The following is a 21,500-nucleotide window of genomic DNA, read 5'->3' as shown; positions in this document are numbered from 1 at the left end:
ATTGTTGAAAGGGATGACGAGTATGACACAGCTGAACTTTGAAGAAAATTTATTAACGAAAGTAGCTTGGTACTATTATAAAGATCAATTAACACAACAGGATATCGCTTCACTTCTTCATATTTCAAGAAATAAAGTCGTCCGGTTATTAGAAAAGGCGCGCAATGAAGGTATCGTTACCTTTCACGTAAAAGGGACTGGTTTACACTGTTTAAGTATTGAGCGTGACCTAATGAAAAAATTCCATTTAAAAGATGCTTTCATAATCCCTACTCCAGTAAACAATTATCACGCTTCTCTCGGAAAAGCTGCTGCACAATATATAGGAACTCAGCTCCAGCAAGGTGATTTACTCGGCATTGGATGGGGCGAAACGATTAGCAAAATGCTAGAAAATATTCATTTTGAAAGTTCCATTAATCTTTCAATCGTAACGCTAACTGGCGGAGTAAATCACTATCTCCCGAGAAAACAAAACTATTTACAATACATGCAGGGCGATCTTCACATTATCCCTACTCCCTTTCTAGCATCTACAACCGAAATGGCACAAAGTATTCTATCAGAACCGAGTGTAAAAGATATGCTTCATGTCGCTTCCCTTGCACATACGGCAGTTGTCGGTATTGGAGGATTATCTCAAGACGCTACGATTGTAAAGGAAGAAAAATTAACGCTACGTGAGATGACATATATTCGTAGTCAAAACGGGGTGGGCGATATTTTAGGGCAGTTTTATAATACGAATGGTGATTTATTAAACCTCCCGCATCATAATCGACTAATTGGTACACCGCTCTCGATTCTACGCAAAATGAAGCATGTCGTTGGTGTTGCTGGAGGTCCAGAAAAGATAGATGCAATTTTTGGTGCTTTAAAAGGAAGGTTCATTCATACATTAATTACCGATGAGGAAACGGCCCTCTCCTTATTACGAAAGGATGGTGATTGTTAATGTCTCATTTATTAGCTTTTGATGCTGGTACAGGAAGCATTCGAGCTGTTCTTTTTGATTTACTAGGTAATCAAATTGCGGTCAGTCAAAAAGAATGGGTTCATAAAACGGATCCTCGTTACCCAGGTTCTATGAATTTTGATGTAATAGAAAACTGGAAGCTAGTACAACAGTGCACGAAAGAAGTTCTGCAAAGAAGTAATATACCTCCCTCTTCTATTCAAGCTATTAGCGCTACTAGTATGCGAGAAGGTTTTGTTTTATATGATAAAGATGGGCAAGAAATATGGGCTTGCGCAAATGTTGATGGGCGCGCATCTGCTGAAGTTAGTGAACTAAAAGAAATTCGGTCACATCTTGAAGAAGATTTATATACAAGATCTGGTCAAACTTTTTCATTAGGTGCTTTCCCCCGCCTACTTTGGATTAAAAAACATGAACCAGACGTCTATAGCAATATTCATTCTTTTACGATGTTAAACGATTGGATTTTATATAAATTAAGCGGCATACTGCAAATCGACCCCTCAAATGGATGTACGTCCGGTATTTTTAACTTACAAAATAGAGTGTGGGATAACGATGTCGCTAAGGAGTGCTGTTTAACTTTACCATTTTCACCAACAGTAAATGAAGCTGGTACAGTAATTGGTAGCGTTACAAAAGAATGTGCCACACTAACTGGATTACGTGAAGGAATTCCTGTCGTCGCTGGGGGCGGAGATGCACAAATGGCATCGCTCGGCACAGGGGTAGTTAGACCTAATCAAACATTAATATGCGGGGGGAGTTTTTGGCAGCAAGAAGTAAATATTACAGAACCAAAAACAGATCCACATGCTTCAATTCGGATAAATTGTCACGTCGTACCTAACCTTTGGCAATATGAAACGATTGCCTTTTTTCCAGGCCTTGTTATGCGCTGGTTTCGAGACGCTTTTTGCCAAGAGGAAAAGAAACTTGCTGACAAGCTTGGTGTAGATGCTTATGCATTATTAGAAGAACAAGCGAAAGACGTACCTGTCGGCTCTCATGGTATTATCCCTACTTTTTCAAACGTAATGAACTACATTTCTTGGCGTCATGCCGCACCTTCTTTTTTAAATTTAAGTTTAGATGCTGACAAATGCGGAAAAAAAGAACTGTTCCGTGCTATTGAAGAAAATGCTGCCTTCGTTACACTTGGCAACTTAAAATTAATAGAAAATCTCACAGGGACATTCCCTTCTGAAGTCATTTTTGCTGGCGGTGCTTCTAAAGGAAAACTATGGCCACAAATTTTATCAGACGTCCTTGGTATTCCTGTAAAAGTACCGGTTGTGAAAGAAGCAGCTGCTTTAGGAACTGCGATTGCTGCTGGAGTTGGCGCTGGCATATATTCATCTATGGAAGAAACTGCTGAACAGTTTGTACAGTGGGAGCACACATTCGAACCTGTTACTGAAAATCATGAACTTTATAAAGAATTCTATGAAACATGGAAAACTGTGTATGACAGTCAACTCGCTTTAGCTGATAAAGGGCTCACCTCACATATGTGGATTGCGCCTGGTGCTCTGTAACACATTACATAAAGGAGTGAAATGTATGTTAAAAGCGAATGAAAATGACTTTTCCTATCGCTTCGGTGATAACGGACCGAAATATTTAATACAAGGTCCGAATATTGATCTTGGCCTTGTTGTCATTCAGCCTGGGCAAGAGTTTCAAAACCACTATCATACAACTTGTGAGGAAGTCTTTTATGCTTTAGAAGGTGAAATAGATTTCTATGTGAATAACGAAAGAGTGCCAATTAAACAAGGCGATGTGTTGCAAGTTCGCCCTCATGAATCTCACTATTTAATTAACCATTCTAACAAACCTTTTAAAGCAGTTTTTATTAAGTCACCACATTTACCAAATAAAGATACGGTACAAACAGAAAATCCAACATTAACGAAGGAGTGATTTTAAATGACTTGGGGATTCAAAAATAGATTAAATACCATTTTACCTGATGGCAGAGCGGTTATGTTAGCGATAGATCACGGCTACTTTTTAGGACCAATTCACGGGCTAGAACAACCACTTGAAACAGTTAAAAACTTACTTCCTTATACGGATTCCCTCTTTTTAACGCGCGGTGTACTTAGTTCCTGTATTCCTGAAAACTGCAGCACACCAATGGTTATGCGTGTATCAGGCGGAGCTACTGTCGTCGGTAAAGACTTAGCGAATGAAACAATTGTTACACCTGTAAAAGAAGCAGTAAAACAAAACGCAATTGGCGTCGGCGTTTCTGTTTTCGTCGGATCCGATTATGAAACACAAACAGTTTCAAATCTCGCAAATGTAGTTTCAGAAGCTCACGATTACGGTCTGCCAGTACTCGGCATAACCGCTGTTGCGAAAGAATTACAAAAACGTGAAGCTCGCTTTCTAGCACTCGCTTCCCGCGTATGTGTTGAAATGGGAGCTGACATTATTAAAACGTATTACTGCGAAGGATTCGAAAAAATAACGAGCACTTGCCCTGCCCCAGTCGTAATTGCTGGTGGACCAAAACTAGATTCTATTGAAGACGCATTAAACATTACGTACAATGCACTGCAAGAAGGGGCAATTGGCGTAGATATGGGCCGGAACATATGGCAATCTGAACATCCTGCTGCGATGATTCAAGCGATACACGGTATTGTAAAGAATGGATTGAATGTGAAAGAGGCACTTCAATTATTTGAAGATGTAAAAAATTAAGCTAAAAGATAAACAAAATCAATACTTACTATAAGGAAAAGCCTCTATGTTAGATTACTAAGTAACCTAACATAGAGGTTTTCTTTTACATTTTTTTGTTCTGAATTGGATCAAATTTCTACAGATCGCGTACGTTCCAAACAATCTCACCGCGTTCCCCCCACGTACTGTGGTGCCGCTTAAACCCTATCTTTTCTAATACCCGGAAAGACGCAGTATTCCAAGCGCCTACAGTTGACCAAAGTCTTTTACGCCCCGTAGCAATCGCAGCTTCCAGCACTGCTGATGCTGCCTCTGTCGCATACCCCTTACGATGAGCACTTTGGAACAATTCGTATGCAATCTCCGGCTCTTCAAGCGTGGCACGACCGATAATTAAGCCACAGTATCCGATGAAATCTCCTTCTTCTCGCCTTCGTATAGTAAGAAGAGAAATACCATTTTCAGCTGCTTTTTTGCGCATCTCGATAAGATTACTACGAACAGAGTCAACAGTTGGCATATCCACACCACGTTCACCAATTAATTTTCTCAGCCAGACTGCATCATTTTCCTCCCACATATTCAGGTCGAGTCGTTCCGTTTTTAACTGGAACGCCATATCTTTAAATACTGCTGTCATAGCCGTAACCTCCTATTCATATCACTGCACTACTTATAATAGTTTCGTACTTTACCAAATGGGATACCTGCTTGATTCATACATTATTATTATTTTATGCATAAGCAATCTCTCTGCAAAATAGACCTTGTTATCAGACTTCATTTTAAATCTACAATATTTGATTTATGAATGATTTTAAACTTTAAAATGTATCCTCCTTTCTTTTTTGTTAAAATAAAGAAAAGGAGGAATGATTATGCAACGAATGAGTTTTGAACGCCCTACTGATTATTACGATGAAAGTTTATATACTATCGATGAAAAAATTTGTGCCCTATTAAAAGAACGGAAAGAACTTTCAGGTGGTGATCCAGGTTTTCCACATGATAAAGCTATTTATAAATGGGCAAAGCAATACGGATTTTATCCAGACTATCTAAATTCACTATTCTCTTCCATGATGGACGAAGGTGAATTTAAACCTCGCGTTGAACCAACAAAATTCCAAAAACATATACCTGTTTTTAAAACGTATGAACATAAAGGTATCATGTATACCGTAACTTTTATTCGGCAATACGCAAATGCTAGTGTAGTTTATTTATATAGCGATTGGGATTCCACTGATGAAGTTTTTAATGAAAATAAGCCTCATAGTTTCTTCCAATTATCAATAGATGATACATATGACTGCTGGCCGGAAGGTGGTGGCGGCACTGATGGACATTTTAGTCATCATTTCGTTATATCTCCTGCCCTTCCTAATAATTTGTCTGGAATAAGCTTACGATTTAAAGAACTCAATATGCCGTTTAGGAAAGATCAAACTGTGCTTGAATTTGAAATTAAGATAGATTAATAAAGAAGCTGTCTCACAAGCCATTTTCATGACTAAAATTCGTTTGTTTTTACTTTTATGTCCCTTAAAATGATTAAGCCCCTTTCCAAACTGGATAAGGGGTATATATACACCATCAAACAATTACCCTTGTTAATCGCTATTGAATTTTCTTACCATCTTTATAGTCAAGGCAGGACACTTCAATTAACAATCCATTAAACATTGAAAAATAAAAACCATAACTACTTCCTCTCATTGCATACGGTGCCTTTTCTATTTCAATGCCTCCAGCTACTAAACGATTATATGCTTGATCAACTTCATTTGAAGTATCCACTAAAAAACCAATATGAAAAGCTTCAGGATACATAACTTCCTTATTCCCCTTAAATGCTTTTGGGTCGCTTAGCACAAGTAAAAATCCACTCTCGTCACTCATCACTACTAGTGCCTTTCCCTTTTGCTCCAAAAATTGAAAATCAAAAAATGTTTCAAAGAAATGTCTTGCTTCTGATAAATCATCAACACATAGATTTAAATGATTTAACTTCATTCACTCATCTCCTTTTAAGCAGAGGGTATGTAGACTCATTTTCATAATACTTAAATATGTAGGGAAAGATATTCAAGCGTTCAGTCTAAGACTATGCTTTATAGTCTAATACTTTTTTCTGTAGCCTAGAACGATTTTTTAATGAATGCAGTATATGAACCATTCGACATGAAATATTAATATACCTAAATAAAATAGCCATATTATTTACTTTTCAAATTGTATAAAACCCACTCAATCAAGAAAATTGCTGAAGAGATACGCTCTGTCGTATTCCCTAAAAATAGTTTATGAAGTAATGCCTCCAATTGAATTGGTTTATTAGGCAGCACTTGAATATACCTTAAAACAGATCCTGCTGGCGGTGTAGGTTTGTTATTAATAGCCCATATCCCTTCTATCAATGTCCAAGTTGACGTATGAACGATGAATGAAGATTTTAACTCATCATTTGCTTTTAAAGCAGACTGAATTTTAATGAGTGAACTATGCAACCAATGAAAAATACCTTTCACTTTGTCGCTAGAAATACGATAGTTTTCAAATTCATAGGTAGCTATCTTCTTTAACCTTTTCAACTCGCCGCTTTTATCAAATAAAATTTCCCCTTCTAAAAATGAGTATAGTTCCATCGGATTGTTTTTAAAGTTTACTAGTATTTGATTGATGTCTGCATACTTATATTCAACTAAAATTGCTTCTCTCGTTTCAGAATGAAACTTCTTCTTTTGTCCGTCTTCTAACAGAATATATAAGTCTAAATCCGAATCAGTATATGCATCACCTCTTGCGACAGATCCGATAAGCATACATCCAGTTACCTTATCTATTGATAAGATTTCAGCTACTATTGTTTGCACTAATTTTTTATGTTGTTCATGTTTAATAGATGTCTGTGCTTCTAACATTTGTAACCTCCAAACATTTTTTCCACTTCATTTACCTCCATTTATAACTAAACAATTGAATATACATTACATCCATATTTTACTATAAATCAAAAAAAGAGAATATTTGTTTATTACTAAACAAATATCCTCTAACTTTAACTATATATTACGACTGTTGATAAGCCGCTTTCGATGATTTTACATAATAAACTGCGTGATCAACGTTAATGATATGATCTGGTTTTGGTTTGCCACGACTCGCTCTATGCCCTGCTAAATGTTCTTCACTTGTTTCCCAGTTTTTCCATGCTTCTTCAGATTCCCAGCGAATCATAACGACAACTTCTTCATCTCCGCGTCTTACTTTTTTCACAAGAACACTTAAGTCGATGAATCCTTCAAATTTTTCAATAATACCTTCTCCAGTGAAACGTTCTACAACTATATTTGATGTACCTTCTTTTACTGTAAATGTTTTTGTTTCGATAAACATTTATTCCACTCCCTCTTTTTAATACGAATACTAGTATTCTTCCATTATAGTTGATTATGATAATTATTTTCAACAGCTTCATCTAAAAATTTGAAATACGGAAGTAATAATCCTATTAAAGAAGTAACACATATAATCGCACCGATAATAAAGTATAGTGCTCTTATTCCCCACATTTCACTTAGTATGCCTCCTAATAAAACACCTAACGGCATAGCGAATCGTATGAAAAATAAACGCACTGAAAATACTTGTCCTATCATATTGTTTGGTACTGTTTGTTGGCAAATTGTTGTGTTATGAACATTGAAAAATGAAATACAAATGCCTGCAACTACTTCAATGAACATCGCAATTACTATACTATGATTGAACCCTAGAGAAATGTATGTTAGTCCTCCTATAAACAATCCACCAAGCATAAGTATACGCCGGCTTTTATATGTTATTTTTCCGACTAGTATAGATCCAATTACATAGCCAAACGGGAAACCTGCCATAAAATAACCAAACTCCGCATACCCTGCTGACAACTCATCTTTTATATAAGGAAGATTTGTAACCAGCGTTATCCCGACCCCAAATTGCACGAAAGTAAGAAAGACACCGAGCCAAACGATAACTGGTTTTGTGAAAAAATATGTAAAACCGTGAAGAAACTGTTCTAGCCACGTTTTCCCAATGGATTGTGTTGTTCTCTTTTCTTTTATATAGAGTAAACAAGCGCCACTAACAAATAGACAAATACATACGAAAGATAGTGTAAGTTCTACTCCAATCAAATGGATGGCTACTCCGCCTAAAATTGGTCCAAGAAACATCATAAGTCGAGCCATTCCATCAATATATGCATTTGCGCCTTGAAGCTGTTCTTTACTTACAATACTCGGTGTAATTGCTTGACTTGCAGGTGTATACAGCGGCGTAATAAGCCCGATTATAATTTGTACGACATACACATGCCAAACTTCTATACTACTAGTAAGTAACATGACTAACGGCAATAAGAAAACCGAAGCTCGCACCCATTGCGAAAAAATCATAATCCACTTCCGGCTCCATTTATCAATAAATGGACCACTTATAAGTTGCAGTATGAGCGATGGGATGAAATATACTAACCACATACTACTTAATGCTGTTTTTGACCCTGTTAATTCGTAAACAAGAATCGAATTACATAACGTTCCGAAGCTCCCGCCCAATTCTGAAATCGCGCTACCAATCCACATGAAAAAAAACGAACGATTTTTCAACACATTTTTCAATTTCATACACCAACTTTTCTATTAAATTCCTCCCTTTATGTACATTCTAGTTGCATATTATCTATTTAAAAACGCATCTAATTCTTTCGCTAATGACTGTACTGCTTTCTTTCTTAATACATATTTCCCATCATGTATATCAACTAACTTGGCTGCACGTAACAATTTCAAATGATGGTGTACAGTCGATTTACTGAGTTGTAATCTTTCTGTAATTTCCTGCAATGTTCGTTCTTTTTCGAACAACATTTTTACAATGCGTAATCTCGCTTCATCCCCAAGTGCTTTATGTTTTTGAACTAAAAAATAATTCGGTTCATACAGATCTTCAGGATGGATGCTTTCGTTTGCGACTGGGTAATGAAATACTTTCGTATCTTCAATATCCGCTTCAATATTCCACGGTCTGTATGTCATTTGCGGTATAAGAAGTACGTAGTGAACACTTGGCTCTGGCATATAGTTCACGCCGCCAGTCGCCCACTCGATAAACTCTTCTGGTTTCATCTTTTTATTCATTTCATTTTTCGCTTCATAATCTCGTTTTAATATAGTTAGTATTTGCTCTTCCTCTTTCTGAATAACACTCTCATACCATCCTGTCATAACAGCTATTAAATGGGATTTCAGCACTTGTACATGAACATCACATATAAAATGAATATAGGCGGAGAAAAACTGATGATCATGTGTCAGTTCCATTAGTTCATGTATTGCAGTTACGTCTCCACTTGCTGCTAAATGTCTTTTCCCTTCATACTTCTCGCCTAAAAACGGTAAACATATATACTTCAAATCTTCTTCTGAAAGCGAATCGATTTTAGCATGAAACTGTGATAAATCCTGAAACTCTCCTTCATACAATAACTGAAGCAACGCTTTCCACGTATTATGTTCTTCTACAAACTGTACGTGCTCTCTCATTTCTTCTGTTAATGATTCCTTAACTTCTTCCCATTCATTTTGACTCTTTTCAAGTGTATCGATTAACCTTTTATGAGTAATTGCCGCAATACCTAGTGCACATTCGAAAAGTATCGAATACTTCACTTGAACGTTATAAGTTTCCCTCTTTCTACTCTTTATGTGATAGACCTCCATTTTTATCCCCTCCTTGTTTGCTATATATTAAATTCTATTTTTATCGAATTTTACCTTCTATATTTTTAGAATAAACAAAATTTTAATTGAAACACATCCATTCTAAATTAAGAAGAATAGGAGCTTTTTTATATACAAATAATAACTCTCAAGGAGTTGTTGAGATGCATTTCATATTAAATATGTTAGGGATTTTCATTGTAATCTTATTCGTTTTCCTATGTTCGCCTAATAAAAAACATATAAAATGGAGACCAATCGTTATTCTAATCATATTGGAGCTCTTTATTACATGGTTTATGTTAGGCACGAAGCTCGGCAGTATTATTATTAATAAAATTGCTTCATTTTTCAGTTGGCTACTATCATGCGCGAATGAAGGTATTCGGTTCGCCTTTCCTTCCGCTATGGAAAATCAAACCGTTGATTTCTTCTTTAGTGCATTGCTTCCTATCATTTTCGTTATCACGTTCTTTGATATTCTTTCTTATTTTGGAATCTTAACTTGGATTATTGATAAAGTAGGTGCAGTTATTTCAAAGATTTCTCGTTTACCAAAGTTAGAAAGTTTCTTTTCGATTCAAATGATGTTTTTAGGAAACACGGAAGCACTTGCGGTTGTCCGTGATCAATTATCCGTTTTAAAAGAAAATCGTTTATTAACTTTTGGAATTATGAGTATGAGTAGCGTAAGCGGATCCATTCTTGGCGCTTATTTATCAATGGTTCCGGCAACATATATTTTCAGCGCAATCCCCTTAAACTGTATTAACGCATTAATTTTGGCCAATGTATTAAATCCTGTGGAAGTTACGCAAGAAGAAGATGTCGTATATACACCTTCAAAAGATGAAAAAAAGGATTTTTTTTCTACTATTTCAAACAGTATGTTAGTCGGGATGAATATGGTTATCGTTATTTTAGCTATGGTCATTGGATATGTAGCATTAACTGCATGTTTAAACGGGATATTAAGCTTTGTCGTAACAGGTTTAACAATTCAAAAAATCTTCTCCATTATCTTTAGTCCCTTTGCTTTCTTACTCGGTTTATCAGGTAATGATGCAATGTATGTAGCTGAATTAATGGGGATCAAAATAACGACGAATGAATTTGTTGCCATGATGGATTTAAAATCGAATCTAAAGTCGTTACAACCTCATACGATTGCAGTTGCAACTACATTTCTAGCTTCTTTTGCTAACTTTAGTACAGTAGGTATGATTTACGGAACGTACAATTCATTATTTGGCGGAGAAAAATCAGCCATAATCGGTAAAAATGTTTGGAAGCTTCTTGTTAGCGGGATGGCAGTTTCCTTATTAAGTGCCATGCTTGTTGGGCTATTTGTATGGTAAATGAATAATCTTTAAAACAAAAGACACCCAAACGAATTGAGTGTCTTTTATTTTTACTTTCGAATCTGACCATTTCCACGAATCACATATTTTGTAGAAGTTAATGCAGGAAGCCCCATTGGTCCCCTTACATGTAGCTTTTGGGTACTGATGCCAATCTCTGCACCGAAACCGAATTCAGATCCATCAGTAAAACGAGTTGATGCATTATGATACAGCGCAGCTGCATCAACAGCTGTGAAGAATTTGCTAACGTTTCCCTCGTTTTCTGAAATAATCGCTTCGGAATGCATAGATCCATACGTATTTATGTGATGAATCGCTTCTTCTATAGAAGAAACTACTTTCACTGCCAGCGTGAGTGATAAAAATTCTGTACCCCAGTCTTCTTCTGAAGCAAGTACAATTGAAGAATCAATTGCCAGTGCTTTTTGATCACCACGTAACTCCACGCCTTTTTCCTTCAAAGATAAAAACAATTCGCTACCAAATTGCTGCGCCCACTTCTCATGAAGTATAATCGTTTCAATTGCATTGCATACAGATGGACGCTGCGTTTTTGCATTTATAATAATATCAACTGCCATTTGCTTATCCGCTGTTTCATCAATGAAAATATGACAATTTCCTGCACCCGTTTCAAGTACTGGAACAGACGCTTCTCTCACTACGGTATCAATTAATTGTTTGCCGCCTCTTGGAATAAGAACATCTAGATAATCATTTAATGTAAACAACTGCTTTGCGCTATCCCGCGTTGTATCTTCTATAAGCTGTACACTTTCTGGAGGCAAGCTTGTTTGTTTGAGCGCTCGATGAATAACAGCAACGATAGCTTTGTTAGAATGGATAGCAGAAGAACTACCACGTAATATAACTGCGTTTCCTGTCTTCAAACAAATTGTAGCAGCATCCACTGTTACATTCGGCCTTGCCTCGTAAATCATCCCAACAACACCAAGTGGTACACGCATCTCCTGAATAGATAGTCCATTTGGTCGCTCCCATTCACTTACACATTCTCCAACAGGATCACGTAATTCAATTAACTGCTTAATCCCTTCTGCCATATCAATAATACGCTGTTCATTCAGCATTAGACGATCTAGGAGTGAATCAGTAAATCCTTTCGCCTTACCTGCTTCTAAATCCCGTTTGTTTTCCTCTAAAATATAAGCTACTTCTACTATTAACTGATCTGCAATGGCAGCAAGTGCTTCATTTTTTTGATTTGTAGATTTTAGTACAAGTTCTCTAGCAATTTCTTTCGCTTTTTTTCCCTTTGCCAACACTTCATTCATTTTTATTTCCTCCTTTTTAACATCACTACTCTTAAAGTGAAACCCAATAATCTCTGTGAATGACTTCATAATTATGTCTTTCGCCTCTTGCTTGAATATCCTGGCTTTGCATACCTTTTACCACTCTTAATTCCTCTGCGCTATATGTGCATTGCCCTTTTCCAATGACGCGCCCTTGTTGCGTCATAACTTCTACGACATCACCAACTTTGAAAAATCCTGACACATTTGTAACGCCAGCAGGAAGAAGACTTTTACCATGCTGAATGATAGCAGTAGCTGCTCCGGCGTCTACTTCAATTTGTCCGCTAACAAGCGAATGCAAAGCGATCCATTGCTTGTTCATCTTCATTTCTTTTTGAGGAGTATTTCCCACATACGTTCCATCACCTTTGCCCTTTAAAACATCTACAAATTTCTCTTGTCCACGCCCTGTTCCGATAAATACACTCACGCCAAGAGAAAGTGATGTCTTCGCAGCATCAATTTTTGATTTCATTCCGCCAGTCCCAAGTTTGGTCCCAGCATCTCCTGCAAGAGAAGCAATTTCTTCTGTAACTTCAGGAAGGAAATAATATTTTTTCGCATCCGCATTTTTCTGAGGATTTTTGTCATATAAACCGTTCACATCCGTAAAAATCATAAGCATATCTGCCGAAACAAGTCCGCTTACTAAAGCTGACAGCATATCATTATCTCCGAACGTTAGCTCCTCTAAAGAGATGGAATCATTTTCATTAATGATTGGAAGAGCAGAACGGTTTAGTAATTCTCCTAAAGTAGCGTAAGCGTTACTATATTGTTCTTTTCTAGAAAAATCACTTCTCGTCAGCAATAATTGCGCAGTAACGATGTCATATTTACGAAATTCCTCCGTGTACGCCTGCATTAACAAACTTTGCCCAACAGCAGCAGCAGCCTGTTTTCCTTTAATTGTCACAGGTCTGCTAGGATAGCCTAGAGCAGAAAAACCTGCAGCGACGGCACCAGATGTAATTAACAAAACTTCATGCCCTTCTTCTTTCAATCGAGCCAATGCGGCAACGTGATCTGAAAGTTGTTCTTTAGAAATTCCTCCGTGACTATCTGCCAAGGAACTGCTCCCAATCTTTACAACAATTCGTTGTTTTTTCACTTTTGTATCCCCCAAGTCTAAAATCAAAGTTTTTTATAGATTACACTTTTATTCATTCTGCTAGGTGCAGCGACTTCTATTCTCACCAATGCTGCACCTGGCCTATTAAAGAGCAAAATAAAAATGACCGCTTCGCCCTTAATAAAATAAAAAGGACGAAACGGTCATTGTTCCGCGGTACCACCTTAATTGATATACATAGATATCCACTTGGCGCCTATAACGCAGGCGAACGCCTAAACTTTCATTTAAGACTCAGGGATAGGTTCGATATATTCTATACGAGGAATCTTTCAGCCAGTGAATTCCACTCTCTTTCGCAAGAAGACATATGTACTATTTCCCTTCAACGATTTTCGGTTTAATTTTTTATATTATGCGATATAATTTAATTTGGTGTCAAGAGGTATTTTAAAAATAAATAGAGAGGTAAAGTACTTGTATGAGATTATTACCCTACTGAATGAAAATACAAATCGATATAAAGTGAAACTTTAATCAGTGGGGGTTTTCTTCATCCCCCACTGATTATCAGCCCTCACCAATCGGACTTTTATGGGCAGTTGATCCCCCACCTAACTTCTTTGCTTTCGCTGCATTTTGAGGTGGGGGTCTTACTGCCCATTAAAGCGGGATAAATTTAACTCAGATTCATCAATATAGAACCTTAAATTAAAGTGTATATATTTACATAACGTCGAATATAATTGATTTTTAACTTTTGGTGTTGCAAAAAGAAATATATTCTCTTAGAATGTTTCTTTATATTGCATGAAGATGTTATTGTTATTTTAAGATAACAATTTCGAAAGGAAATAATTTATTATAAAAGGAGCAAGATTGAGTAATTATGGACAAACAAATTGGATTCATCGGATGCGGAAATATGGGGATGGCTATCATTGGCGGGATGCTAAACAAAAAGATAGTGTCTGCAAATCATGTTATTTGTTCGGATTTAAACACTACGAATTTAAAACACGCTAACGAAAAATATGGGCTAACTACAACTACTGACAATAATGAAGTAGCTAAAAATGCTGATATTTTAATTTTATCAATTAAACCAGACCTATACGCATCAATTATTAACGAAATAAAAGAAGTAATCAAAAACGACGTTATCGTCGTAACGATCGCTGCTGGAAAAAGCATCAAAAGTACAGAGGAATCTTTTGATAAGAAATTAAAAGTTGTACGTGTAATGCCTAATACCCCTGCTCTTGTTGGAGAAGGAATGTCTGCATTATGCCCTAATGAAATGGTGACAAAAAAAGATTTAGAAGATGTGCTAAACATTTTCAATAGCTTTGGTCAAGCAGAAATCGTAAGTGAAAAATTAATGGATGTTGTTACATCAGTAAGTGGTTCTTCACCAGCATACGTATATATGATTATTGAGGCGATGGCAGATGCTGCTGTACTAGACGGTATGCCAAGAAATCAAGCATATAAATTCGCAGCTCAAGCTGTATTAGGCTCTGCTAAAATGGTACTAGAAACAGGAATACATCCAGGTGAATTGAAAGATATGGTTTGTTCTCCTGGTGGAACAACGATAGAGGCTGTAGCAACATTAGAGGAAAAAGGCTTACGAACAGCCATTATTTCAGCTATGCAGCGCTGTACGCAAAAGTCTATTGAACTGTCTGGTCAAACAAAAAAATAAAACGATAAAAGAGATCACGTTAGCTATGAATTTAGTTGATAAATTGTGGACTACATACTATCTCGCTTTCACTAAATGATAAACGGACAAACTCATATATACTTGAGTTTGTCCGTTCTTTTGGTTATACTGAGATAATTTTATTTATCTCTTCTTGTAAGATTTTAGTTTTATCCCTTCCTTATTCCCTTCTACGCTTGTGTAATTTTATTAGAAACTAATAATTTTTCAATGCATTTCGGTAACATATCTAATAATGTTTCAAATGCGTAATTTACATCTAGACGTTCTGTCCATTGATGTGCATCTTTTCCTACCGGCCCCATATTTAATACTGGAACGTCAAACTCTTCTAGTTCCGGAAGCGGAATCGAGTAACCTTTATCCCACAATGGCATATTGTCTACAAGAGAGCTCATTGAATGTAGTGGATTCTGTAAACCCACATAGCTCAAATCTGAAATTCCTCCAAAATAATTTTGGTTTTCAAATGTAATGTTATGATTGTAGTGTGCATACTTTTCCATTTCTGCAACCACTTCTTTAATTAATGGGTTGTTGCGTGAACTTACAGCTGGATAATATGGCGGAGCAAAGAAAAGTACAATCATCGGCGCCTTTTCTTTACATAAAATAGCTAATTTATCTACTAAATCAATCGTTACCGCACGATCATCTTTATCTTCTCTATTTTTTATTATACTAGATTGAATATCATCTATTTTCTTTTGCCCATGTTGTTCAATTGCATAAGCGATAAGCTCTTCATACGTTAATACATTTACTTTCATATTAGGCGGTATAAACGGATTATATTTAGAAAAACGATATGCTTGCTTTTCATATGATTCTTCTATTTTCTCTGCTACTTTCGTTACTTTTTGACGTAACAATGAAACGACATCTGTCATTGATTTTTCTAGTAAAAACAAATTAAATAATGTAACAGCACGATGTGGAATTTGGACTGAATAATCCTCCTTTAAATCCCTTTGAAGTAAGTTAGTTGGCGGAGGACTCGCTTCCCCTTCTACAATATCACAAAGGTCTGTATTCAACTCTAATTCTGCTGTTATTAATGAAGCCATATAACTCCCATTTAAGCCTGCAAATGGTTCACCTACATGTGTCTCTTTTCCGTAGCAAAGAAATCCAGGTAACACTTTACCAATAGTACCAGTATAAATATACTTATTTTGGTCACCAGGGTGTCGTGAAAACATAGGCTCTGAATTTAATACCGTTTTATAATCCAAGTTATGTTCTCTTGCTAACTCTAGTAGTCTTGGAACAGCAGCTCTCATCCCTACAGAGTTTACTTCTTCATCTGGAACAGCTAATAAAAGTACATTCCCATCAAATCTTTCTTCACAAGCTTGCTCAATCATCGCCATTTGTAACGCAAGGCCGCATTTCATGTCCATTGTTCCTCTACCAAATAACCAATCTCCTTGTTCTATATCCTCACGTACATGATCTGGTAGTTCATCTTTATGAGAATAAAACATAGACGTTAACTTTTTAGGGTTGAATGCATCTTCTTTCCACACTCCGTAATCTTGTACATCTACAACATCAAAGTGACTAACTAGAATTACTGTATTTTTTGTACTATCGCTTTTCTTTACGAGGGCTGTAACAAAATATCGTCCGTCTCCCGTCGGATTTTTTTGCAAATACTGCGGGTTTTCTTTAAAGTACTGTAAATCAGATAATTGTTCCACAACAAAGTCTGGCAATATTACTTCAGCTTCTGTACCTGTAATACTAGGAATTTCAACAAGACTACTTAATAATTGAATTAATTGTTCTTTTGATTGCCACTTTGACATATAAATCCCCCTATTTTTCCGCATTATGAAAATGAATTCCAGTATATGAATAAAAAATGACGACAGTTATCAAAATTATAGTTCTGATGTACTGCCGATTTTTATTGATATTTCATGAGCTGCTTGTTTTACCTTACTAATAAGAAAAGATAGTCGATCATCATTAATGCGATGACTAATTAACCCAACACTTAATGCTCCTACTACTTTATGATTAAATCCGATAATCGGTGCAGCTACTGAAGCCGTCCCTTCTGTTTTTTCACCATAACTTACCGCATATCCTTCATTTCTTATTTGCTTTATTTGCTCTAAAAGAATGCGCTTTTGTTCTGGTAAAGAAGACAATAAACGTTCTACAATATGTTCCATTTCATTCGTTTTCATATTGGCAAGCATTGTTTTGTTTGCAGCACCAATTGAAAGTGGAATCTGTTCCCCTAAGTTATCAATAACTCGAATCTTTAAAGGGCTATCAATTCTTTCAATGATAATAGAATGCGTTCCATTTGGAATATTTAAATACACACTCTCTTCCACTTCAGAGGCTAACCGCTTCATCACTTCTCTTGCTACAGATCTGTAGTCTACTTTCTCCAATTGACGTAATCCTATTTCCATCCACATTGGCCCAATTTTGTACTGTTTCGTTTCTGCAATTTGCGTAACTAACCCATGCTCGATTAGAGAATTAAGTAATCTATGTACTGTACTAACTGGGAGATGTGTTCTATCCGCTATATCAGAAATAGCCCAATACTCTTTTTCATTAGTAGAATTTAACAACTTTATAATACTTATCGCTCGATCAATGGACTGTACCATAACTCACCTCAACTTGACTTGTAATATGCTAGTACGCTCAATTACCTATCAATTTAACAAAAATTTAAAATGAAATCAATCTATTTATTCAATTTTCTAAAAATAAAAATATGTCGCTAATAATAAATTGAAAACGCAATCAAAAAAATATTGACTTTTCTTTTTAATTATCTGAAAATTATAACAAGATTTCACATCACGGAATACATTCCATAATACGGAAAAACATCGAACTTCATTCTATCAACTACGAAAGTGAGGAAAACAATGACGCAAGTAAGCAATACAAACAATGAATTAAAACGAACGATGAAAAGTAGACACTTATTCATGATTGCACTCGGTGGTGTGATTGGAACGGGGTTATTTAACGGATCTGGTTTTATTATAAGTCAAGCTGGACCTGGTGGATCCGTACTTGCCTTTATGGCTGGTGGATTATTAATGTATTTCGTTATGCTTTGTCTTGGTGAACTTGCTGTAGCCATGCCTGTTTCAGGTTCGTTCCAGGAATATGCCACTAAGTTCATCAATCCTGCAACTGGATTTACGATCGGATGGTTATATTGGTTAAGCTGGGCGAATACGACCGGTCTTGAATTTACAACTGCCGGCATTACAATGCAGCGCTGGTTTCCTGATATTCCCGTCTGGGTTTGGTGTTTAATATTTGGCGTTACAATCTTTACTATTAACGCATTATCTGCTCGTAGTTATGCAGAAACAGAATTTTGGTTTTCAAGTATAAAAGTATCTGCCATTATAGCTTTTATTATCCTTGGCGGCGCCGCTATGTTCGGTTTTATTGATTTAAAAGGCGACGAACCAGCCCCGTTATTATCAAATTTCGTAAATCACGGCGGTTTATTCCCAAATGGACTTGCAGCCATACTATTAACAATGGTTACTGTCAATTATTCCTTCCAAGGTACAGAACTTGTTGGAATCGCAGCAGGTGAAAGTGAAGATCCAGCAAAAACTTTACCTCGTTCAATTAGAAATATTATATGGCGCACGATGTTTTTCTTCGTCTTAGCAATTTTTGTTCTTGTTGCTTTAATTCCTTGGGAAGAAGCAGGATTAACAAAAAGCCCGTTCGTTGCTGTTTTTGATAATATCGGTATTCCCTATGCAGCTGATATTATGAACTTTGTTATTCTTACTGCTGTTCTTTCTGTCGCAAACTCTGGACTGTACGCTGCAACTCGCATGCTTTGGTCATTATCAAAAAATGAAATGGCTCCGGCCTTTTTAAAGAAATTATCTTCACGAGGGATACCTTTAAACGCTTTAATTTTGACAATTTCTATTTCTGCTTTTTCTCTTTTAACAAGCGTCGTAGCTGCTGAAACAGTTTACTTATGGTTAATTTCCATTTCTGGCGTCATAACAATCATTGTTTGGATGTCAATTTGTGTCTCTCAATTCTTTTTCCGTAAGCATTATTTAGCAGACGGTGGAAGACTAGAAGACTTAAAATTTAAAACTCCACTTTATCCACTTGTACCAATTCTTGGTTTTGGATTGTATGGCATTATATTAATTAGTCTTATCTTTATCCCTGAACAACGACTTGGAATCTATTGCACTGTACCATTTATCATCTTTTGCTACACTTACTATCATTTTAAAGTTAAGAAAAGAATTGCTACAAACACTCGTAGTGAAAGTAAAATTAGCGAGACTATGTAATACTATACTTAGATATAAAAGACCGCACATGACTTTCACCTTATGTGCGGTCTTTTATCCTTTTCACTTTTTCTTTGATTTCAAGTTATGCGAAGGATGATATTTATATCGTTTCAACAGTCAATGCTACTAGCAATTTTGATTTCTTACTGTTTATAAGTTAATAATTTTCCTTACACTTATTGTTTTGATATATTGAATATATAATGCCAAAAAATTTTAAAATAGACAGGGGTTATGTACGATGATAAAGGGTTTCGGGGGAATATTTTGGAGAACTAAAAATATTGATGTTATAAAAAAATGGTACAGTGAAGTGTTGAAAATTGAAATAGACAATTGGAATGGGACTGTGATTAAGCCCCAATTAGGAAATGAAACTATTTTTTCTTTCTTTACCGAAAATGATAATTATTTTCCAACAGAACAGCAAGTGATGTTAAATTTCCAAGTACATAATATGAATGAGACTATTCAGCATCTTGAACAAATTGGTGTACCTCTTGAAAAGAAAGAAGAAATTAGTGAGTTCGGAAAGTTTATTTGGATTAAAGATCCTGATGGTCGTCTAATTGAGCTTTGGGAAAAATAGACGGTAATAATCGTTTGCTATTAAGCTAATAATTGCTTTCGTTTCACAAAATAAAAAAGTCGATTTCTTAACTCCATAGGAAATCGACTTTTTTCGTATCCCATCGCCATCAAATGAAACTACTTCCCTTGATTAGATTGTTTGCGGACATAAGATACGAAAAATAGTTTTTCTGGCTGCTTATTTCTCCCTTCTAATTCGCTTTAAAATTATATAATGGCTTAATAATGCGCTTTATATCTATTGTTTCTTTCGTATTTTCTATAATTTCATCCATTGGCTTGTAAACCATTGGTGCCTCATCAATTGTGCTCTCTGCTACCGATGTAGTCCAAACCTCTGTCATCGTATTTTGGAAGTCCTCTAGACTCAATAATTCTTTAGCCTTCTTACGACTCATAATACGTCCTGCCCCGTGCGGACCAGAAAAGTTCCAGTCTGGATTACCTTTACCAAATGCAATAATTGAACCAGCTCTCATGTTAATAGGAATAATTACTCGTTCACCTTTCTGAGCTGAAATAGCACCTTTTCGTAGAATCATATTTTCCATGTCAATATAGTTATGTATTGTAGTGAATTGATCCGTTATTTTCCAGTCCATTTTCGTAACAATTTCATCAATCATTGCTTTACGATTTAACGCAGCATACTTTTGGGCAATATTCATGTCATTCATATAATCTTTGAATCCTTGCCCTTCTAAATAAGCTAGTTCTTTACGAATCTTAGGCTTATGAATTCCACGTAAAGTTTCTTGTATTTCTTTTGCTCTCCCCTCATCAATTAATCTTTTAATAATCTCATCTTTCATTGATGTAACATCAATTAGTTGTTCATATGCGAAGTTTTGGTAATATTCTGCTATTTGTTTACCTAAATTACGAGAACCACTATGAATGACAATATATACATTCCCTTTATCATCTTCATTTAATTCAATGAAATGATTTCCTCCTCCAAGAGTACCTATACTTTTTTGAGCCCGCTGTAATGTATATGGCGCCTTCACACTATCAAAATCAATCATTTTTGAGAATCGATGTTCTTTATCTCGGATACGAAAACCACTTGGAACAAATTTACGAATTGTTTCGTCTAAACAATCGAAATTAATTTCTTCTTTTTTCTTATCAATCACAACAACTTCCATTCCACACCCAATGTCTACCCCTACAAGATTAGGAACAATTTTATCTTGTATTGTCATTGTTGTCCCAATCGTACAACCTGCTCCTGCATGTGTATCTGGCATAATACGGATTTGACTATCCTTTACGAATTCTTGGTTACAAAGATCAATAATCTGCCCAGTCGCAGTCTCATCAACGTTATTCGTAAATACTTTCGCTTCATTGTATTTTCCATGTAATTTCAACATCTTTCATGTCCCCTTTCTTTTGAAAGAATTATTTTATTACTTTGTATGTGTTCTATTCAATACTTTCATCTACCTTCTGCTTTCCATTATATATGTACGATGTCCTTCACAATAAAAAAATTTTGATGATTTATCTTATTTACATAATAAAATTACCGTCTTCTTATATTTATACCTACACATGAGTATTCCACGTCCTCGATATCTGTTATATATAACAAAAACTCCCCTTACATCGAAAATAATTAAGGGGAGTTTTATAGCCGATAAA

20 protein-coding genes and 1 other annotated feature are annotated in these 21,500 nt (G+C 35.9%); of the genes, 9 read left to right on the top strand and 11 right to left on the bottom strand.

The genetic code is table 11. The features are described 5' to 3' along the window. Nucleotides 1–22: 22 nt before the first annotated feature. From AABL52_RS12535 to lsrF, 4 genes are read left to right on the top strand one after another with little or no spacing between them, the layout of a single operon-like run. Nucleotides 23–955 carry a sugar-binding domain-containing protein gene (locus AABL52_RS12535; protein WP_142952714.1) on the top strand — a complete coding sequence of 311 codons (933 nt, stop codon included), beginning with the start codon at nucleotides 23–25 and terminating at the stop codon, nucleotides 953–955. Then, the gene (gene lsrK / locus AABL52_RS12530; protein WP_142952715.1) at nucleotides 955–2,517 is read left to right on the top strand and encodes an autoinducer-2 kinase; all 1,563 of its coding nucleotides are present in this window, start codon (nucleotides 955–957) and stop codon (nucleotides 2,515–2,517) included. The genes AABL52_RS12535 and lsrK overlap by 1 nt, the downstream gene beginning before the upstream one ends. A gap of 25 nt (nucleotides 2,518–2,542) precedes the next feature. Continuing rightward, a complete protein-coding gene (locus AABL52_RS12525) occupies nucleotides 2,543–2,905 on the top strand; it encodes a cupin domain-containing protein (RefSeq protein WP_000909988.1) in 363 nt (120 codons plus the stop codon). A gap of 6 nt (nucleotides 2,906–2,911) precedes the next feature. Then, complete coding sequence (lsrF, locus tag AABL52_RS12520) at nucleotides 2,912–3,694, top strand: 3-hydroxy-5-phosphonooxypentane-2,4-dione thiolase (RefSeq protein WP_000219776.1); 783 nt, start codon at nucleotides 2,912–2,914, stop codon at nucleotides 3,692–3,694. Between the two features lie 118 nt (nucleotides 3,695–3,812). Here the strand turns inward: lsrF and AABL52_RS12515 are convergent, their stop codons facing one another. Further along, nucleotides 3,813–4,316 carry a GNAT family N-acetyltransferase gene (locus AABL52_RS12515; protein WP_000127641.1) on the bottom strand — a complete coding sequence of 168 codons (504 nt, stop codon included), beginning with the start codon at nucleotides 4,314–4,316 and terminating at the stop codon, nucleotides 3,813–3,815. Nucleotides 4,317–4,548: 232 nt separating this feature from the next. Between AABL52_RS12515 and AABL52_RS12510 the strand changes: the two genes are divergently transcribed. Next, nucleotides 4,549–5,157 carry a hypothetical protein gene (locus AABL52_RS12510; protein WP_002072135.1) on the top strand — a complete coding sequence of 203 codons (609 nt, stop codon included), beginning with the start codon at nucleotides 4,549–4,551 and terminating at the stop codon, nucleotides 5,155–5,157. Nucleotides 5,158–5,296: 139 nt separating this feature from the next. On the opposite strand, the gene AABL52_RS12505 is transcribed toward AABL52_RS12510, so the two are convergent. The 5 genes from AABL52_RS12505 to AABL52_RS12485 all read right to left on the bottom strand — a co-directional run bounded on the left by AABL52_RS12505 (nucleotide 5,297) and on the right by AABL52_RS12485 (nucleotide 9,444). Next, nucleotides 5,297–5,692 carry a VOC family protein gene (locus AABL52_RS12505; RefSeq protein ID WP_000773091.1) on the bottom strand — a complete coding sequence of 132 codons (396 nt, stop codon included), beginning with the start codon at nucleotides 5,690–5,692 and terminating at the stop codon, nucleotides 5,297–5,299. A 203-nt stretch (nucleotides 5,693–5,895) separates the two neighbouring features. Next, nucleotides 5,896–6,600 carry a nucleotidyltransferase domain-containing protein gene (locus tag AABL52_RS12500; RefSeq protein ID WP_341519551.1) on the bottom strand — a complete coding sequence of 235 codons (705 nt, stop codon included), beginning with the start codon at nucleotides 6,598–6,600 and terminating at the stop codon, nucleotides 5,896–5,898. A gap of 148 nt (nucleotides 6,601–6,748) precedes the next feature. Beyond that, on the bottom strand, nucleotides 6,749–7,075 hold the full coding sequence (gene hmoA / locus AABL52_RS12495) for a heme-degrading monooxygenase HmoA (protein WP_000469503.1): 327 nt from the start codon (nucleotides 7,073–7,075) through the stop codon (nucleotides 6,749–6,751). Between the two features lie 44 nt (nucleotides 7,076–7,119). After that, a complete protein-coding gene (locus AABL52_RS12490) occupies nucleotides 7,120–8,349 on the bottom strand; it encodes an MFS transporter (protein ID WP_341519550.1) in 1,230 nt (409 codons plus the stop codon). Between the two features lie 51 nt (nucleotides 8,350–8,400). Continuing rightward, nucleotides 8,401–9,444: an ArsR/SmtB family transcription factor gene (locus AABL52_RS12485; protein ID WP_341519549.1), complete on the bottom strand. Its 1,044-nt coding sequence runs from the start codon at nucleotides 9,442–9,444 to the stop codon at nucleotides 8,401–8,403. Between the two features lie 164 nt (nucleotides 9,445–9,608). Here AABL52_RS12485 and AABL52_RS12480 point away from each other — a divergent pair, with 164 nt between their 5' ends. After that, the gene (locus AABL52_RS12480) at nucleotides 9,609–10,802 is read left to right on the top strand and encodes a NupC/NupG family nucleoside CNT transporter (RefSeq protein WP_000545475.1); all 1,194 of its coding nucleotides are present in this window, start codon (nucleotides 9,609–9,611) and stop codon (nucleotides 10,800–10,802) included. A gap of 53 nt (nucleotides 10,803–10,855) precedes the next feature. Here the strand turns inward: AABL52_RS12480 and AABL52_RS12475 are convergent, their stop codons facing one another. Both AABL52_RS12475 and proB read right to left on the bottom strand, forming a co-directional pair. Continuing rightward, on the bottom strand, nucleotides 10,856–12,103 hold the full coding sequence (locus AABL52_RS12475) for a glutamate-5-semialdehyde dehydrogenase (RefSeq protein WP_341519548.1): 1,248 nt from the start codon (nucleotides 12,101–12,103) through the stop codon (nucleotides 10,856–10,858). A gap of 31 nt (nucleotides 12,104–12,134) precedes the next feature. Then, nucleotides 12,135–13,238, bottom strand: a complete 1,104-nt coding sequence (gene proB / locus AABL52_RS12470; RefSeq protein ID WP_000744715.1) for a glutamate 5-kinase — start codon at nucleotides 13,236–13,238, stop codon at nucleotides 12,135–12,137. Between the two features lie 148 nt (nucleotides 13,239–13,386). Further along, nucleotides 13,387–13,597, bottom strand: a binding site (T-box leader). Nucleotides 13,598–14,088: 491 nt separating this feature from the next. On the opposite strand from proB, the gene proC reads away from it, so the two are divergent. Then, nucleotides 14,089–14,907 carry a pyrroline-5-carboxylate reductase gene (gene proC, locus AABL52_RS12465; protein WP_000360697.1) on the top strand — a complete coding sequence of 273 codons (819 nt, stop codon included), beginning with the start codon at nucleotides 14,089–14,091 and terminating at the stop codon, nucleotides 14,905–14,907. 191 nt (nucleotides 14,908–15,098) lie between these two features. Here the strand turns inward: proC and AABL52_RS12460 are convergent, their stop codons facing one another. Then, nucleotides 15,099–16,763 carry a M20 family metallopeptidase gene (locus tag AABL52_RS12460; RefSeq protein ID WP_341519547.1) on the bottom strand — a complete coding sequence of 555 codons (1,665 nt, stop codon included), beginning with the start codon at nucleotides 16,761–16,763 and terminating at the stop codon, nucleotides 15,099–15,101. Nucleotides 16,764–16,814: 51 nt separating this feature from the next. Beyond that, a complete protein-coding gene (locus tag AABL52_RS12455) occupies nucleotides 16,815–17,564 on the bottom strand; it encodes an IclR family transcriptional regulator (protein WP_341519546.1) in 750 nt (249 codons plus the stop codon). A gap of 267 nt (nucleotides 17,565–17,831) precedes the next feature. On the opposite strand from AABL52_RS12455, the gene AABL52_RS12450 reads away from it, so the two are divergent. Further along, entirely contained in the window at nucleotides 17,832–19,256 is a 1,425-nt protein-coding gene (locus tag AABL52_RS12450) for an amino acid permease (protein ID WP_000195553.1), read from the top strand. A 244-nt stretch (nucleotides 19,257–19,500) separates the two neighbouring features. Continuing rightward, nucleotides 19,501–19,848 (top strand): VOC family protein, encoded by a 348-nt coding sequence (locus AABL52_RS12445; RefSeq protein WP_000589578.1) that lies wholly within the window; start codon nucleotides 19,501–19,503, stop codon nucleotides 19,846–19,848. A gap of 193 nt (nucleotides 19,849–20,041) precedes the next feature. Here AABL52_RS12445 and AABL52_RS12440 read toward each other — a convergent pair whose 3' ends face one another. Continuing rightward, the gene (locus tag AABL52_RS12440; RefSeq protein ID WP_341519545.1) at nucleotides 20,042–21,229 is read right to left on the bottom strand and encodes an RtcB family protein; all 1,188 of its coding nucleotides are present in this window, start codon (nucleotides 21,227–21,229) and stop codon (nucleotides 20,042–20,044) included. Nucleotides 21,230–21,500: the final 271 nt, after the last annotated feature.

This window comes from Bacillus paramobilis (assembly GCF_038096195.1).
GTDB lineage: Bacteria > Bacillota > Bacilli > Bacillales > Bacillaceae_G > Bacillus_A > Bacillus_A mobilis.
Note: the sequence above shows the minus strand (reverse complement) of the source record. Positions and strands in the feature narration are given on the sequence as shown.